The sequence below is a fragment of the Pseudoalteromonas sp. SG43-8 genome, assembly GCF_014164245.1.
Taxonomy (GTDB): Bacteria; Pseudomonadota; Gammaproteobacteria; order Enterobacterales; family Alteromonadaceae; genus Pseudoalteromonas; species Pseudoalteromonas distincta.
The window spans coordinates 486,035-501,276 of the sequence record NZ_JACJEX010000001.1 but is presented as its reverse complement, the minus strand read 5'-3'; the positions used below and the strand labels follow the sequence as shown (position 1 = coordinate 501,276).

Below are 15,242 nucleotides of genomic sequence, written 5' to 3'. Positions count from 1 at the left end.
GGTTATTTATTTTCTAAAACAAGATGACCAACAGCAGTATTAGATGCGGGTACATGATAATGACGCTTCTTTAATTCAACCTCATCATTGAGCGCACCACGCATTACGAGCCACATAATAAGCTCAATGCCTTCAGAGCCAGCTAGGTTAATGTATTCAAGATGTGGTTTTAGGGCTAAGTTTTCAGCATCATCAACAATGTCATCTAAAAAAGCATTATCAAATTCTTTATTAATTAAACCTGCACGCGGTCCCTGTAATTGATGGCTCATGCCGCCCGTCCCCCAAATTTGTACATTCAGGTCTTCATCAAAACTTTCTACAGCTTTACGTAACGATTTACCTAAATTGTAACAACGCTGCCCAGATGGGGTTGGATAAAGCACTACATTTACTGCAATAGGAATAACTTTACACGGCCAATTTTCAGGCTGACCAAACATCAGTGATAACGGGACCGTTAAGCCATGATCAACATCTAAAGTATTGACGACAGTTAAGTCAAAATCGTCTTGAATAACAGATTGAGCAATATGTGAAGCAAATTCAGGATAGCCTTTTACATTTGGCACAGGACGTGGCCCCCATCCTTCATCGGCTGGCTTAAACTCTTCACCCGTTGCAATCGCAAAGGTAGGAACTAAATTAGAGTCAAACGCGGTTGCATGATCGTTATATACTAATAATACAACGTCTGGTTTTTGCTTTTTTATCCACTCTTTAGCGTAATCATAGCCCTCAAATAATGGTTTCCAATACTCATTATCTGTTATGCCATTATCAATAGCAGCCCCAATAGCCGGAACATGTGATGTAGCAACACCTGCATTTATTTTGGCCATGATTAACTTCCTTTCTTTAATGTATTACTGCTGTCGGGTGCACGACCCCCTGATAGCATCATTTGCGCGTATTCATCTTGTGTCATCCCCGTCATCGTTGATGCTGCGGCTTGAAAACTAATACCGTCGCTAGAAAATATTTTTGCAAGAAAATAAATATTGCCGCCTAGGCTCATCATTCTGTTGTAATCACGTGCTATAACCGCTTCTTTTTGTGCTTCGCTCATTGGCCACTTATCAAGGTAGACTTTCTCACCTGCTTTAAATTTTTTCCGATTTGGCGCTTTCATCAACGACATGCAAAATTGATTTAAGTGAAAACCTAAACGCGCCATATCGGCGTCAAATATAATGGTACCTGGCACCTCTTTGTAAGGTTTATTAATAGCCATATGTATTCCTTATTTCGACCAATACAAACGCATTGGATTATCAATTAATAACTTTTTCTGTAATTCAGCAGTAGGTGCAAAAAGTGGAATCATGTCCACTAATTCACCATCGTCGGGCATGTGGCTTTTCATATTTGGGTGCGGCCAATCAGTGCCCCATAAAACACGATCAGGAAAACTTTCCACGACTTTACGCGCAAAAGGAACAACGTCTTGGTAGCCTTTATCAGGACCATCAGCAGAGATCCGTTCAGGGCAACTTACTTTAGACCACACATTTTCATTCTCACGCATAAACTGTAAAAACAACGCAAAGTCTTCGCCTTCAACAGGTTTAGTAACATCTGGGCGCCCCATATGGTCAACGACTAATGTCGTTGGCAAACTAGTGAAAAAATCATAAAGCTCGGGCAAATCTTGGCTTTCAAAATAGATAACAATGTGCCAATTACGTTTAACAATACGATCAGCTATACGTTTTAACGAGTCAAATGGCAAGGCATCAACTAGGCGCTTTACAAAATTAAAACGTACACCGCGTACACCTGCAGCATGTAATTTATCAAGCTCGGCTTCGCTAATATCTTCTTTAATAGTTGCAATACCACGTGCTAAACCATTTGATGCTAAAAGCGCATCTACCATCGCATTGTTGTCAGCTCCATGACAGGTTGCTTGCACAATAACATTTCGACTAAATCCTAAGTAATCGCGTAAATCCCAGAGCTGCTGTTTTGATGCATCGCACGGTGTGTATTTACGCTCGGGCGCAAAACCAAACTCATTGCCGGGGCCGAATACATGACAATGCGCATCAACCGCACCTTCGGGTAACTCAAAACCAGGTTTTGATGGCGATTGATGCCAATGAAGCCAATCGGCATCCATTATAAATTTTCTCACAAACCCATCCCTTTTAATTTGACGTCCAAGCGTGGGTATACGCGACGCGCATTCTCTTCAAAAATCGCTTTTTTGTCTGCTGCCGATATTTCTAATGTGTCAATGTAACGTTTAGTATCATCAAAATAGTGTCCGGTTTGCGGATCAATACCACGCACAGCCCCAATCATTTCAGAGCCAAATAAAATATTTTTGGTATCAATAACGTCTACTAATAAATCTATGCCTGGTTGATGATAAACGCAGGTATCAAAATATACATTTTTCATAACATGCTCGTTAAGTGGTGGCTGCTTCATCATATCAGCCAATCCACGATAACGCCCCCAATGATAAGGCACCGCTCCACCACCATGGGGTATAATAAACCGTAAATCAGGAAACTCTTCAAACAAGTCACCTTGTAAAAATTGCATGAATGCGGTGGTATCAGCATTCATATAATGCGCGCCCGTTGCATGAAAATTTGGATTACATGAGCCCGATACATGGATCATTGCAGGAACATCGAGCTCAACCATTTTTTCATAAAGTGGAAACCAACTCGGATCGGTTAACGGAGCTGAAGTCCAATGACCACCAGAAGGGTCAGGGTTTAAATTACAACCAACAAATCCTAATTCATTAACACAGCGCTCTAGCTCAGCAACTGAATTCTCAATTGGTACTCCCGGCGATTGTGGTAATTGGCACACTCCTATAAAACGCGTAGGGTATAAGTCAACAACTCGCGCTATTAAATCGTTACAGGCTGAGGTCCATTGTTTTGATACATCCTCATTACCTACGTGATGAGCCATAGCCGATGCACGAGGTGAAAAAATAGTCATATCTAAGCCGCGTTCATCAAGTAATTTTAACTGATTTTTTTCAATACTTTCGCGAATTTCATCGTCCGAAATATAGGGAACGCCTGGAAGGGCTCTTCCCTCTTCAAATGCTTTAATTTGCGCTGCTCTAAAAAGCTGTAATGACTCTGGCGCTGTTGTGTAATGTCCGTGGCAGTCTATTATCATTGTGTGTCTCCTGCTGAGAGTATTATTGAAACTATCTTTTAGTAGTCGATCAAGCCATTGCTGAGCCGACCATTAATAAGCGCGCGGTTCTTAACAGCGCAGAACGATGTATTTTATAAGTGCTCAGTTGAGCGATACCTGATACCTGCATTTCAACAGTAAACTGACCCGTTGGATGCTCAACAACGATATCAAACTCCCCATCAATAAAGTTTTGGTTAGCATGCCTATAGGCTACTGTACCTTTTAAAACACATGCACTTGCTACGCTCACACTGCCTAACACCCCAATAGCCTCATGAACACGGTGGGGTATAAATGTTCGAGTGTTAATTACCCCACCATTTTTTGCAGGGCTTACTAAAGACATTTTTGGAATCGTTTTATTAGTTACATCCCCTAAATTCATCATCTTAGCCGCGATTAAACGAATAGCTTCAATCTTTTGCTTTAAATCGGTATTATCTTCGAGTGTATTAGGCGACTCATCACCCACTAAACCAAACTCGCTAGCATCTAAAATAACCACCGGCATGCCGTTATCAATACAGGTTATTGAATACCCATTAATTTCATCTATGGCATTACCCGTAGGAAAAAGTGCACCACAATTGGCACCCGCTATATCTAGAAAGTCGAGCGTGATAGGCGCTGCTGAACCTGGTACACCGTCGATTACGGCATCCCCTTTATAGCTTACTTTGCCATTAGGAGTTTGAACCCGTGCAACAGCTGAGGCTGCAGTATTTAGCATATGAATTCGTACATCGGTTGTTTTTTCTTTTGCATTCACTAAGCCCTGCTCAATTGCAAATGGCGCAACACCGGCGAGTAAATTGCCACAATTTTGTGTATCACTCACCACCGCTTTATCAACTACAACTTGTAAAAAAAGGTAATCCACATCAGTATTTGCTCGCATTGATTTTTCAACAATAGCCACTTTACTGGTGAGAGGATGCGCACCACCTAAACCATCAATTTGCCTTGTGTCAGGCGACCCCATTATGTGTAACAGTAATTCATCGCGCTTTGAGGAATCACTCGGAAGATCACTGGCTAAAAAATAAAGCCCTTTAGAGGTACCACCGCGCATAATTGAGCAAGGAATAGCCGCGTGCATTTACTTATCCTCACTTTGCTTTATATAAGTTAAGCCTTTAGCTGCTAAACGCTCGCGCATAGCATATATATCCAAACCTAACTCACCCGAAGCTAAACGCTTTCGCTTGTCTTCTTCGTTAGCAACACGTTTCAGGACTTTTTCATGAACCTCTTCACCACGACTTTGTTCAACAACAACAACGCCGTCATCATCAGCAACAATGATGTCTCCAGGTTTTATATAAGCCCCTGCGCACACAACTGGCACATTGACATTTGCAATGGTTTCTTTAACTGTACCTTGCGCATAAACATCTTTAGACCAAACCGGGAAGCCCATTTCAGTCAGTGTTGCGATATCGCGTACGCCACCATCAATAACTAAACCTTTAACGCCTCGCGCTTGTAATGAAGTTGCCAACAAGTCACCAAAAAAACCGTCAATACACCCGCTCGTAGGTGTAACGACAAGTACATCACCTGGCTGACATTGCTCTACAGCTACATGAATCATCCAGTTGTCGCCAGGAGCCACTTCACATGTTACTGCACTGCCAGCAATACGAGCAGAGCGATAAATAGGCTTCATATAGCTGGCTAATAAGCCAACGCGACCTTGTGCCTCATGTACCGTTGCAACTTCAGCATTTTGGTATTTTTCTAATATCTCTTTATTAGGGCGCGCTATATCTGTAATACACACAGCCATACTATTTACCTTATTTATAATTAAACGCTATTGATGCAATGAGTATATTGAAGTCAGCTATATAAAGAACTTTAAAAAGCTGTCAAAGGACATTAGTTTTTTCTATAGTGGTAGTAATCAAATATTAATGTGTGAGTTAAATAAAAATGAATTTTAACAATAGACATTTGTTAAGCGCCTTGTATATAAGGAACTTAATGTCGTTAAGCAAGGCAGCTAATACTGTTCACTTAACCCAGTCGGCACTCACCCAAGGCATTAAAAAACTTGAAAACGAACTTAATCAAGTCCTATTTATTCGGACCCACTCGGGGATGACACCGACGCCAAGCGGTATATTTTTTCTAAATCGGGTTGAACGTGCATTTGAGTATTTGGATGAATTTTCGAGGGTTATTTTTAATAATAAACATAAGCAAGATGCCTTTAATCGCTCTGTCACTTCAAAGCAATTAGTAGCACTCATACACTTAGTACAAATGAAAAACTACACCGCTGCAGCCAATAAACTTAATTTGTCGCAACCCACCTTACACCGCAGCATCAAAGATTTAGAGCAACTATGTAAAAAGGACCTCGCGGTACGTTCACCCGTGGGTATTGAACCTACTTGGACGGCAAACTTGCTAAATCGTTTTGCAAAGCTGTTTTTCTCTGAATTACGCCAAGGTATTTATGAAATGAGGGAGTTTAATGGACAAATGGATGGTGCTCTAAAAGTAGGTAGCTTACCATTGGCACGCTCAGCTATTGTGCCATTGAGTATTATTGCTTTAAATAATGAATTTCCTGATGCCCAGCTAAGTATTATAGATGGTCCATACCAAGAGCAGCTAGCTAACTTGCTTCATGGTGAAATTGACATCATTGTCGGTGCATTACGCATCCCTGCTCAACATAATGATATTGAACAAATTCCATTATTTAAAGATCAACTTTGTGTTGTAGTAAATGCTCAACACCCTTTGGCAAGCCGCCAAACAATATCAACAAAAGAGCTCCAGCAACTTGATTGGGTAGCACCTAACAAAAGCACACCCGCGTGGCAGGTTTTTAGTAACATATTTGTTAGCCGAGGTTTACCACCACCAAGCCATGTAATAGAGTGCAGCTCGCAAGTTGCTGCGCGCGGTATTTTATTAAACAGTTCTCGAGCGGCCTTGTTACCAGCTAAGCAAGTTGAAATAGAAGTACAAACAGGAATATTAGCTATCTGCCCGATGACACTGCCCGATACTGACCGTAGTATAGGACTGACGATACGAAAAGACTGGCAGCCTACCCAAATGCAATCGCGTTTTTTAACAATAATTAAAAACAATACGCGCATGCTTTAATCGAGCTAGTTAATATTCGACTGTTGCTTGAATAATGTTGGGGTTGTATTAGTGGCTAACTTAAAAAAACGGCAAAAATACGCGCTATCTTTAAATCCTAAATGAAGCGCTATTTCGACGATTGTTTGTGTAGTATAGATTAAACGTCGCTTTGTCTCAGTGATCAGACGTTGATGAGCAATTGCTTTGGGAGAATCATTTAATAAACTTTTACAAATACGGTTTAACTTTGAAGTAGATATATGTAGCTTCTCAGCGTAGTCAGGAATACCTGCCGTTATTTATGTGCTTTTTTAATTAATATCATAATTAACCGAGTCAATGATATAAACGCCTTAGATAGTAAGTAACCTAGAGCTATTTTCAATACAATGAATAACGATATATTCGCTTCTATCGTTATTCAAACCCTCTTTTACAAAATGACTAATGCTTTCGCATCTCTAATTTAGCCTAAAGATAACAAACTCGATCTCTAAACAAACAAAGGCTAAGGTTGTTTTATCCATTAAATTTTAATTTTGAGTTCATACCCTGTATTTAATAATTAAATATACGACGTACTAAAGTTTATTACTTGGGCTTTTAATATGCCTAATTAACTAAGGTGTAAATATGAAAAAAACATTTTTAGGCATTTTCTCGATTACAGTAATAACTTACTTACTGAGCGGCTGCACAACATCAAATAACGGTAATATTACAAAATTGAGTGAAGATAAAATAAGTACTAGATTAAATAAATTACCTTCCTCGCTAACCTCTAGTGATTTGTTCAATACCACTGTTGTTGAACCCACTCAGCTATTTGATAACCTTTATTTTGTAGGATATGTCAGCGTAGGCACTTTTGTTATCACTACTACTGAGGGCATTATTTTAATCGATACCATGTGGACCCCGCACGATGCCAAACATGTGATTGTTCCTGGACTAAAAGAGTTAGGCTTAAATCCTGAAGATATTAAATACGTGATAGTTACTCACGGCCACAGCGACCATTATGGTGGCGCTCACTACTTTGAATCACATTATGGCGCTAAAATTTTAATGAGAAAAAATGAGTGGGACTACATCCATAATCCAAATGCACCTGTATTAACTGATCCTTTCGGTAATTTTTCTACCGAAATACCATTACCTAGCACTTACACCCAAGTTATCGATGGTGAAAAAATAAGTTTAGGTAAAACTAATTTAACGGTACTTGCTACACCAGGGCATACGCCTGGTGGATTGTCTTTGATAATACCTGTTACAGATAATGACATACCTCATACAGTTGCACTTTGGGGAGGTACCGGTTTACCGGATACTAAAGAAGCAAATCAAACTTATTTGCACTCTTTAAATTATTTTCAAAAAATTGCAAACAAAAACGATGTTGATGGAAGTATCTCAAACCACCCGTTTTCACATGATCTAATTAATCAAATTAATACATTAAAAAATCGTAAATCTGATCAACAAAACCCCGTGGTAACCGGTAATAAGGCATTTAATGAGTACATAGACGATGTATTACGAAATAACGTTCAAAAGAAACTTTCGTCATTTGAGTCAAACTAATATAGCTTTTCACGCACCGGCGTTATCGTGCTAATGTATTTATCATGACGGTATGTGTCGCTTTAAAGCGATACTCATTACTAATATAAAAGCATAGTGCACTTCTTTTTATGAAAGCCCACATTTGATAGTCTGTATAAAAATACAGACTATCAAATGTGGGGTTAATTACTTTTAGTTTGGTTTATTGTTCTACCAAAGTGACCGATACGTCGTCTAAATAAAAATCAGCAGTCAGTTCGTTTGACTCCACATAAAGTAAAGCCGCACTTTCCTCGGTTGTTATTGAATGGGTATAAGTGCCCGAAAGCTGTACCCAATCGCCTGCAACTTCGTTTTTAACAGTGGTTAGCTCGAGGTATTCAGTGCTCGCATGCTCAATTTGCAGTGTGAGCTTAACTCCTGGCGATACCGCTGCGTTATCGTCAAATAACTTAACCCACGCAGATACATTATAGGTTTTACCTGCTGTAAATAAGCCTTTTACATCTTTTTGTAACCCATTCCACGTTTCAGTTCGCCCTTGTACTAAAGCGCTATTATTTCCGCTGTGAGCTTGGGTTGTTTCAAGTGAAATAGTAGCACTGCCTCGTGATTGCCATGAATCAAGACCGGCTTCAAAGTCACCATTAGTTAGCAGCTCTGCGTGTTGTTAAAAGTACGACCGGTGTTGAAAACCTTTATTTAGATCAGTTAGGTGCGTTTGGTAACGTTGACCGCTACCCTGCTAGACGTATTATAACCATTGTTTACTATTCGCTCGTACGCTTTGAAGAAACCAATCTTGTGAGCGGCGACAATGCTTTAGAATGTAAATGGTTTGATGTAAATAACGTTCCCCCTTTAATGTTTGACCACGCCGACATTTTAAAAAGTGGTTTAGATTACTTACGCTATAAAGTAAGGCACGAGCCGATTGGTTTTAGCCTGCTCCCTGAAAAGTTTACCTTGCTTGAGCTACAAGGAATTTACGAGTCGATTTAAATAAATCACTCGATAAGCCTAACTTTAGACGTAAGTTCCAAAAAATGAACTTACTAATAAACTGCAAAGAAAAACAAACCAACGTAGCTCACCGAGCTGCTACTTTGTACCATTTTTATATAAACGTATACGAAAAACTAAGAGAGTTTGGTTTTACATTTGAGTTTTAAATAAGCAAATGCATAATTAAATTAATGTTTGGTCTTTAAGGCCAAATAACATATTGCTAATATATATGTGATGCTTATAATTCGTCCGCATTATTAATATAAACTAATCAAAAGGAGCTTTTTTCTTGAAACTTACGCCGCCCTAGGCAACCACTCCCCTTTTTCATCAGCACGTTACGTGCAACCTTAATCGCCGCCTGCGCGAGAATCACTGTTATTTAAATAAAATATTCCCCTATACTTTGGGAAACTAACTAATTAGGTTTATTACATGTTTGATCACGTAAAAAGAGATTGGCTCTCTAATGTTCGTGGTGATGTGCTTGCTGGTATTGTTGTGGCGCTTGCCCTAATACCTGAAGCTATTGCCTTTTCTATTATTGCCGGTGTTGATCCAAAAGTAGGTTTATACGCCTCATTTTGTATTGCGGTTATTATTGCCTTTGTAGGCGGACGTCCAGGTATGATATCGGCGGCCACCGGTGCAATGGCACTGTTAATGGTAACGCTGGTTAAAGATCATGGTCTGGAGTACTTACTGGTTGCTACCTTACTCACTGGTGTACTACAAATATTTGCAGGCTTTTTAAAGCTCGGTGAATTAATGCGCTTTGTATCGCGCTCTGTTGTAACAGGGTTTGTAAACGCGCTGGCGATTTTAATATTTATGGCGCAGTTACCTGAGCTGACTAATGTTACTTGGCATGTTTATGCGATGACCGCAGCGGGCTTAGGTATTATTTACTTATTCCCATATATTCCAACTATTGGCAAAATACTTCCCTCTCCTTTAGTATGTATTGTTGTTATTACACTGATTTCAATATTTTTGGGTCTTGATATAAGAACCGTTGGCGACATGGGCGAACTGCCAGACACTCTACCTATATTTTTATGGCCCGATGTACCGCTAACACTCGAAACACTGCAAATTGTATTACCGTATTCAATTGGTCTTGCTGTTGTGGGCTTACTTGAGTCAATGATGACCGCTACTATTGTTGATGACTTAACTGATACAACGAGCGATCGTAATAAAGAATGTAAGGGCCAAGGTATTGCTAATATTGGCGCAGGCTTATTTGGTGGTATGGCGGGTTGCGCTATGATTGGGCAATCAATTATTAATGTTAAATCGGGCGGTCGCGGCAGGCTTTCTACCTTTATTGCAGGTTTATTTTTAATCATCATGGTGGTGTTTTTAGATGAATGGCTGCGTTTAATTCCTATGGCAGCATTAGTTGCGGTAATGATTATGGTATCGATTGGTACGTTTTCGTGGACATCTGTTAAGGATTTAAAAAAGAACCCGCTTTCATCAAATGTTGTGATGATTTCCACCGTTATTGTGGTTGTTGCCACGCATAATCTAGCCATTGGCGTTTTAGTAGGCGTGTTGTTAGCTACGCTGTTTTTTGCTAATAAAATTGGTCGCTTCATGGTGGTTAAAGCTAACCATGATGAAAGCAACGATAAAATAACCTATGAAGTCGTTGGCCAAGTGTTTTTTGCCTCAGCTGAGCAATTTATTGCATCGTTCAATTTTAAAAATGCGGTTTCTAACGTCGTAATTGATTTAACCCATGCACATTTTTGGGATATAACCGGTGTATCGTCACTCGACAAGGTGGTTATTAAATTTAGACGCGAAGGCGCAACAGTTAATATTATTGGTATGAATAGCGCAACCGAAACTGTAATTGATAAATTTGGTGTGCATAACAACCCTGAAGAAGTCGAAAAACTACTTGGCGGACATTAAGGAGAATGCAATGACTAAAATAATTACCTATGTAGATGGCTCAGCCATTACAAAAAATGTAACCGACGCTGCTATTTGGGCTTCAAAAAAGCTAAATAAACCAATTAGCTTTGTGCATACAATTGAAAAAACGCAGCAAACTAATATCGGCGACTACTCTGGTAGTATTGGGCTTGGTGCACAGTCAACACTTCTTGATGAAATGACTAAGCTTGACGAACAACGCTGCAAAGTAAGTTTAAAAATGGCTGACGAATTATTAAATTCAGTAAGTGAGCATGCTAAATCGGCAGGTGTTACTAATTTTGAACTAATTAAGCGCCACGGTGATTTGCTCGATACCGTTATAGACTTAAAAGACGATACACGCCTTATTGTTATTGGCCAAAATGGTGCTGGACATAGTAATAGCTTTGCGGTGCTGGGCTCACATATAGAAACCTTAGTGCGCAATGCAACACAACCTATTTTGCTTATTCCTGAAACATTTAAACAACCTAAATCATTTATGATTGCGTACGACGGCCGCGAAACAGCCGACAAAGCGCTACAACAAGTGATTGATGGCGGCTTATTACATGGTTTGCATTGTCATTTAGTGAGTATTAAAAACAACGAAAAAGACCTTCAAGAAAAATTTGTTAACGCACAGCACAAGCTTATCAGTATGGACTTTGAAGTGTCGGCAAGCTTTTTAGAGGGCAATATTTTCGACTCGTTAATGCAATATAAAGAGCAAAATAATGTAGAACTGATTGTAATGGGTGCATTTGGGCATTCTAAACTAAGGCAGTTTTTTGTGGGCAGTAACACCATTCAAATGCTCGAGAACAGCGATGTGCCTGTGGTTATTTTAAAGTAAGTAGCTATTTTAAATAAGTTTAAACCAGTATCAAAAGCCTAAAATCACTTAACTGATTTTAGGCTTTTTGTTTTTGGCCTAGCTTCAAACTTTTCAAATAAAAACTGAATAAACGACGTAACCTTTTGAGCCACAAACTTTCTATGCTGCTCTGGCATAAATGAGCGCACGCCACGTTTGCTAAATGTTGCCATTATTTCTCGTTTACCGAGTTTGTCTTGTATTGCCAGCTCGCCTTCGTGAAAAGGGGAATCATCTATTGAATTTGTGTTTATCATTTTGCTTGTAATTCGTGTGCGTATTTTATGGGCTAAATTTAACTCAATACACAATGAATGATAATGGGTGTTTTATTGACTGATAATGCACAATACAATGACAATACTTGCACCCTCTTAGTGCCAGGCGCGCACCAAAATATAACAAAACGGGTTTTATCTTCACTCTAAAAATACATTAAATACTATTTAAACAATAACTTAAAAAACTGGCTGTATTTTTGCAAACATTCTATTAACAAGCCCGTTTTACTTACGGCAAAAATTTAGGTTGTTAGCACAATAGCTATTAGCAACCATCGGCAAAGAAGCCCGCACACAGTTATGCATATTGCGTATTTGTGGCGGGCTTTTTTGTTATTTGTATTTAAACCGTCACTTTAAGGAATGCCCTATGCAAACCTCGCAAAAAATACTCATTATTGGTAATGGTATGGTCGGACACCACTTTGTTGAGCAAATGCGCCAAAGCGATGCCAACGCAGACATTACTGTACTTTGCGGAGAAGCAAATCTTGCATACGATCGCGTGTACTTATCAAGTGTATTTGATGGTAAAACAGCCGCCGATTTAGCACTTACCACTCACGACAACTACAAACAGCTTAATATTAATGTGCATACCAGCCAGTGGGTTGAAGGCATTGATAGAACAGCAAAAATAGTGACCACATTAACAGGTGAGCAATACCCGTACGACAAACTTATACTTGCAACAGGTTCATTTCCGTTTGTGCCGCCTATAAAAGGTAACGACCAACCCCATTGTTTGGTGTATCGCACATTAGAAGATTTAGAACAAATAAAAGCCAGTGCCGCTGTAAGTAAAAGCGGTGTTGTTATTGGTGGTGGTTTGTTGGGGCTTGAAGCCGCAAACGCCATTAAGCAACTAGGGCTTGATACCCACGTAGTTGAATTTGCGCCACAACTTATGGCTGTTCAACTTGATGGACAAGGCGGTACGCTACTAAAAAATAAAATAGAAAAACTTGGCGTAACGGTACACACATCAAAAGCAACCAGCGAAATAGTAAAAGGCGAAACCAGTCGCTTTAGATTAAATTTTTCGGATGAGTCATTTTTAGAAACAGACCTAATTTTGTTCTCTGCCGGTATTCGCCCGTATGATCAGCTAGGTAAAATTGCTGATTTAGAACTCGGTGAGCGCGGCGGTATTATTATTAATAACCAATGCCAAACGTCAGATCCTGATATTTTAGCCATTGGTGAATGTGCCCTGTGGGACAAAAAACTATTTGGTTTAGTAGCACCGGGTTACAACATGGCGCGCGTTGCAGCGAGTCAATTAAGTGGTGGCGAGCTTGAGTTTTTAGGTGCCGATATGAGCACCAAACTTAAGCTATTAGGCGTGGAAGTAGGCTCAATTGGCGACGCTCATGCAAAAACGCCAGACTGTAAAGAGCTTATATATCAAGACGCTATTCGCGGCTGTTATAAAAAAATAATACTAAGTGAAAAAGGCGATAAATTACTGGGCGCTGTACTTGTTGGCGATACCAGCGATTACGATACTTTATTACAGTACATGCTTAACGACATGGACTTACCAGAAAACCCTGAGTGTTTAATTTTACCAGATAGCGGCGGCGCGCCGTCGTTATCTGGCAGTGCCCTACCCGACACAGCCACTATTTGTTCGTGTCACAATGTGAGTAAAGGCGACATTGTAGGTGCAATTGATGGCGGCTCATGCGATTTAGCCTCGGTAAAATCATGCACTAAAGCAGCAAGCGGCTGTGGTGGTTGTGCCGCATTATTAAAATCAGTTGTTGATAACGAATTAGCAAGCCGCGGTGTTGAAGTTAACAACCATGTATGTGAGCACTTTGCGTATTCACGCCAAGAACTACTGCACATGGTAAAAGTAGAAAGCATTAAAAGCTTTGATGGCTTACTAGCTAAACACGGCAGCGGTCATGGCTGTGAAATATGTAAACCTGCCATTGGCTCTATTTTAGCCTCAACATGGAACGACTTCATTTTAGAGCCCGCTCATGTTGGCTTGCAAGACACTAACGATACGTACCTAGCAAATATGCAAAAAGATGGTTCGTACTCTGTAGTACCGCGTATTGCTGGTGGCGAAATAACCCCCGACAAACTCATTGTAATTGGACAAGTAGCCAAAGATTTTAACCTGTACTGCAAAGTCACTGGCGGTCAACGTATCGATTTATTTGGTGCGCGCTTAGAAGAGCTTCCTATTATATGGGAGCGACTTATCGAAGCTGGATTTGAGACCGGTCATGCCTATGGTAAGTCTCTTAGAACGGTTAAATCGTGTGTGGGTAGTACATGGTGTCGTTATGGTGTGCAAGACAGCGTCGGACACGCAATAAAAATAGAAAACCGCTACAAAGGATTACGTGCGCCGCATAAATTTAAAATGGCAGTATCGGGTTGTACTCGCGAATGCGCCGAAGCACAAAGTAAAGATATTGGCATTATAGCCACCGAAAACGGCTGGAACTTATACGTGTGTGGTAATGGCGGTATGCGCCCTCGCCATGCTGATTTATTTGCGACCGATTTAGACACACCTACTCTTATTAAATACATTGACCGCGTAATTATGTTTTACATTAAAACGGCTGACAAATTGCAGCGTACGTCGGTATGGATGGAAAACCTTGAAGGCGGTTTAGACTACCTTAAAAGCGTAGTCATTGACGACTGCTTAGGCATTTGCGACGAGCTAGAAGCGCAAATGGAGTTAATTACACAAACCTATGCGTGTGAGTGGAAAAAAGCCATTGAAAGCCCAGATGCTGCCAAACGATTCCGCCAGTTTGTTAATAGCCCCGAAACCGACGACAACATTTTGTTTGTGCAAGAGCGTAACCAAATTCGCCCTGCTACAGAAGCCGAAAAGCGTGAGCAACGTAATACACAAAACCGTATTCCAGTAATGGAAGTTGAAGAGGAGCAAGCTGATGTCTTGGCATAATATTGGAACAATCGACAACCTAGTGGCTAATAGCGGCGTATGCGCATTAGTTAATAATCAGCAAGTGGCTATTTTTTACATTCCGCAAAACCCAACGGCTGTGTTTGCCATTAGCAACTACGACCCTATTGGCAAAGCCAATGTATTGTCGCGTGGCATTATTGGCTCAATCGACAATAAATTAGTTGTCGCATCGCCTTTATATAAGCAACACTTTTGCCTAGAAACAGGCGAATGTTTAGAAGCAGAAGCAATACACTTACCGGTTTTTAATGCAAAAATTGATGACGGCAGTGTATTTATAAGCTCTGAACCAAAAGTTACAACAGCAGTGGCTTAGGGGAAT

At 40.1% G+C, this 15,242-nt stretch carries 17 protein-coding genes; 8 read left to right on the top strand and 9 right to left on the bottom strand.

Annotated elements, in window-relative coordinates; genetic code table 11:
• Positions 1-2: 2 nt before the first annotated feature.
• From H5122_RS02290 to H5122_RS02265, 6 genes are read right to left on the bottom strand one after another with little or no spacing between them, the layout of a single operon-like run.
• Positions 3-842 (bottom strand): class III extradiol dioxygenase subunit beta, encoded by an 840-nt coding sequence (locus H5122_RS02290; RefSeq protein ID WP_154903788.1) that lies wholly within the window; start codon positions 840-842, stop codon positions 3-5.
• 2 nt (positions 843-844) lie between these two features.
• Entirely contained in the window at positions 845-1,234 is a 390-nt protein-coding gene (gene ligA / locus H5122_RS02285; RefSeq protein ID WP_182681163.1) for a protocatechuate 4,5-dioxygenase subunit alpha, read from the bottom strand.
• Between the two features lie 9 nt (positions 1,235-1,243).
• Complete coding sequence (locus tag H5122_RS02280; protein WP_310736064.1) at positions 1,244-2,137, bottom strand: amidohydrolase family protein; 894 nt, start codon at positions 2,135-2,137, stop codon at positions 1,244-1,246.
• Positions 2,134-3,153: an amidohydrolase family protein gene (locus H5122_RS02275; RefSeq protein WP_182681162.1), complete on the bottom strand. Its 1,020-nt coding sequence runs from the start codon at positions 3,151-3,153 to the stop codon at positions 2,134-2,136. Before H5122_RS02275 ends, H5122_RS02280 begins: the two co-directional genes overlap by 4 nt.
• A 49-nt stretch (positions 3,154-3,202) precedes the next feature.
• Positions 3,203-4,276, bottom strand: coding sequence for a 4-oxalomesaconate tautomerase (locus H5122_RS02270; protein ID WP_182681161.1), 1,074 nt, complete (start codon positions 4,274-4,276; stop codon positions 3,203-3,205).
• Positions 4,277-4,966, bottom strand: a complete 690-nt coding sequence (locus tag H5122_RS02265) for a 4-carboxy-4-hydroxy-2-oxoadipate aldolase/oxaloacetate decarboxylase (protein ID WP_182681160.1) — start codon at positions 4,964-4,966, stop codon at positions 4,277-4,279. It lies immediately after the preceding gene.
• A 197-nt stretch (positions 4,967-5,163) separates the two neighbouring features.
• Between H5122_RS02265 and H5122_RS02260 the strand changes: the two genes are divergently transcribed.
• Entirely contained in the window at positions 5,164-6,303 is a 1,140-nt protein-coding gene (locus H5122_RS02260; protein ID WP_259395096.1) for a LysR family transcriptional regulator, read from the top strand.
• A gap of 5 nt (positions 6,304-6,308) precedes the next feature.
• Here the strand turns inward: H5122_RS02260 and H5122_RS20320 are convergent, their stop codons facing one another.
• Positions 6,309-6,572, bottom strand: coding sequence for a helix-turn-helix domain-containing protein (locus H5122_RS20320; RefSeq protein WP_366500200.1), 264 nt, complete (start codon positions 6,570-6,572; stop codon positions 6,309-6,311).
• A gap of 346 nt (positions 6,573-6,918) precedes the next feature.
• On the opposite strand from H5122_RS20320, the gene H5122_RS02250 reads away from it, so the two are divergent.
• Positions 6,919-7,872, top strand: a complete 954-nt coding sequence (locus H5122_RS02250; RefSeq protein ID WP_182681158.1) for an MBL fold metallo-hydrolase — start codon at positions 6,919-6,921, stop codon at positions 7,870-7,872.
• A gap of 184 nt (positions 7,873-8,056) precedes the next feature.
• Here the strand turns inward: H5122_RS02250 and H5122_RS02245 are convergent, their stop codons facing one another.
• Positions 8,057-8,512: a carbohydrate binding domain-containing protein gene (locus tag H5122_RS02245; protein WP_259395746.1), complete on the bottom strand. Its 456-nt coding sequence runs from the start codon at positions 8,510-8,512 to the stop codon at positions 8,057-8,059.
• A gap of 146 nt (positions 8,513-8,658) precedes the next feature.
• Between H5122_RS02245 and H5122_RS20145 the strand changes: the two genes are divergently transcribed.
• The 4 genes from H5122_RS20145 (at position 8,659) to H5122_RS02230 (ending at position 11,650) form a co-directional block, all read left to right on the top strand.
• Complete coding sequence (locus tag H5122_RS20145) at positions 8,659-8,856, top strand: NrtR DNA-binding winged helix domain-containing protein (RefSeq protein WP_259395735.1); 198 nt, start codon at positions 8,659-8,661, stop codon at positions 8,854-8,856.
• 44 nt (positions 8,857-8,900) lie between these two features.
• On the top strand, positions 8,901-9,026 hold the full coding sequence (locus H5122_RS20140; protein WP_259395736.1) for a hypothetical protein: 126 nt from the start codon (positions 8,901-8,903) through the stop codon (positions 9,024-9,026).
• A gap of 271 nt (positions 9,027-9,297) precedes the next feature.
• Positions 9,298-10,788 carry a SulP family inorganic anion transporter gene (locus tag H5122_RS02235; RefSeq protein ID WP_182672193.1) on the top strand — a complete coding sequence of 497 codons (1,491 nt, stop codon included), beginning with the start codon at positions 9,298-9,300 and terminating at the stop codon, positions 10,786-10,788.
• 10 nt (positions 10,789-10,798) lie between these two features.
• On the top strand, positions 10,799-11,650 hold the full coding sequence (locus H5122_RS02230; RefSeq protein ID WP_182681157.1) for a universal stress protein: 852 nt from the start codon (positions 10,799-10,801) through the stop codon (positions 11,648-11,650).
• Between the two features lie 44 nt (positions 11,651-11,694).
• Here H5122_RS02230 and H5122_RS02225 read toward each other — a convergent pair whose 3' ends face one another.
• Entirely contained in the window at positions 11,695-11,928 is a 234-nt protein-coding gene (locus H5122_RS02225) for a hypothetical protein (protein WP_182681440.1), read from the bottom strand.
• Between the two features lie 394 nt (positions 11,929-12,322).
• On the opposite strand from H5122_RS02225, the gene nirB reads away from it, so the two are divergent.
• Together nirB and nirD are read left to right on the top strand one after the other, a co-directional pair.
• Positions 12,323-14,896: a nitrite reductase large subunit NirB gene (nirB, locus tag H5122_RS02220; protein ID WP_182681156.1), complete on the top strand. Its 2,574-nt coding sequence runs from the start codon at positions 12,323-12,325 to the stop codon at positions 14,894-14,896.
• Positions 14,883-15,236: a nitrite reductase small subunit NirD gene (gene nirD / locus H5122_RS02215; protein ID WP_182681155.1), complete on the top strand. Its 354-nt coding sequence runs from the start codon at positions 14,883-14,885 to the stop codon at positions 15,234-15,236. Before nirB ends, nirD begins: the two co-directional genes overlap by 14 nt.
• Positions 15,237-15,242: the final 6 nt, after the last annotated feature.

Bases quoted from the DNA above. Each gene is read 5' to 3' on its own strand.
- H5122_RS02290 (WP_154903788.1), bottom strand. From the start codon at position 842: ATGGCCAAAATAAATGCAGGTGTTGCTACATCACATGTTCCGGCTATT.
- H5122_RS02230 (WP_182681157.1), top strand. From the start codon at position 10,799: ATGACTAAAATAATTACCTATGTAGATGGCTCAGCCATTACAAAAAAT.
- H5122_RS02260 (WP_259395096.1), top strand. From the start codon at position 5,164: ATGTCGTTAAGCAAGGCAGCTAATACTGTTCACTTAACCCAGTCGGCA.
- nirD (WP_182681155.1), top strand. From the start codon at position 14,883: ATGTCTTGGCATAATATTGGAACAATCGACAACCTAGTGGCTAATAGC.
- H5122_RS20140 (WP_259395736.1), top strand. From the start codon at position 8,901: ATGAACTTACTAATAAACTGCAAAGAAAAACAAACCAACGTAGCTCAC.
- ligA (WP_182681163.1), bottom strand. From the start codon at position 1,234: ATGGCTATTAATAAACCTTACAAAGAGGTGCCAGGTACCATTATATTT.
- H5122_RS02275 (WP_182681162.1), bottom strand. From the start codon at position 3,153: ATGATAATAGACTGCCACGGACATTACACAACAGCGCCAGAGTCATTA.
- H5122_RS02270 (WP_182681161.1), bottom strand. From the start codon at position 4,276: ATGCACGCGGCTATTCCTTGCTCAATTATGCGCGGTGGTACCTCTAAA.
- H5122_RS02265 (WP_182681160.1), bottom strand. From the start codon at position 4,966: ATGGCTGTGTGTATTACAGATATAGCGCGCCCTAATAAAGAGATATTA.
- nirB (WP_182681156.1), top strand. From the start codon at position 12,323: ATGCAAACCTCGCAAAAAATACTCATTATTGGTAATGGTATGGTCGGA.
- H5122_RS02235 (WP_182672193.1), top strand. From the start codon at position 9,298: ATGTTTGATCACGTAAAAAGAGATTGGCTCTCTAATGTTCGTGGTGAT.
- H5122_RS02225 (WP_182681440.1), bottom strand. From the start codon at position 11,928: ATGATAAACACAAATTCAATAGATGATTCCCCTTTTCACGAAGGCGAG.
- H5122_RS02250 (WP_182681158.1), top strand. From the start codon at position 6,919: ATGAAAAAAACATTTTTAGGCATTTTCTCGATTACAGTAATAACTTAC.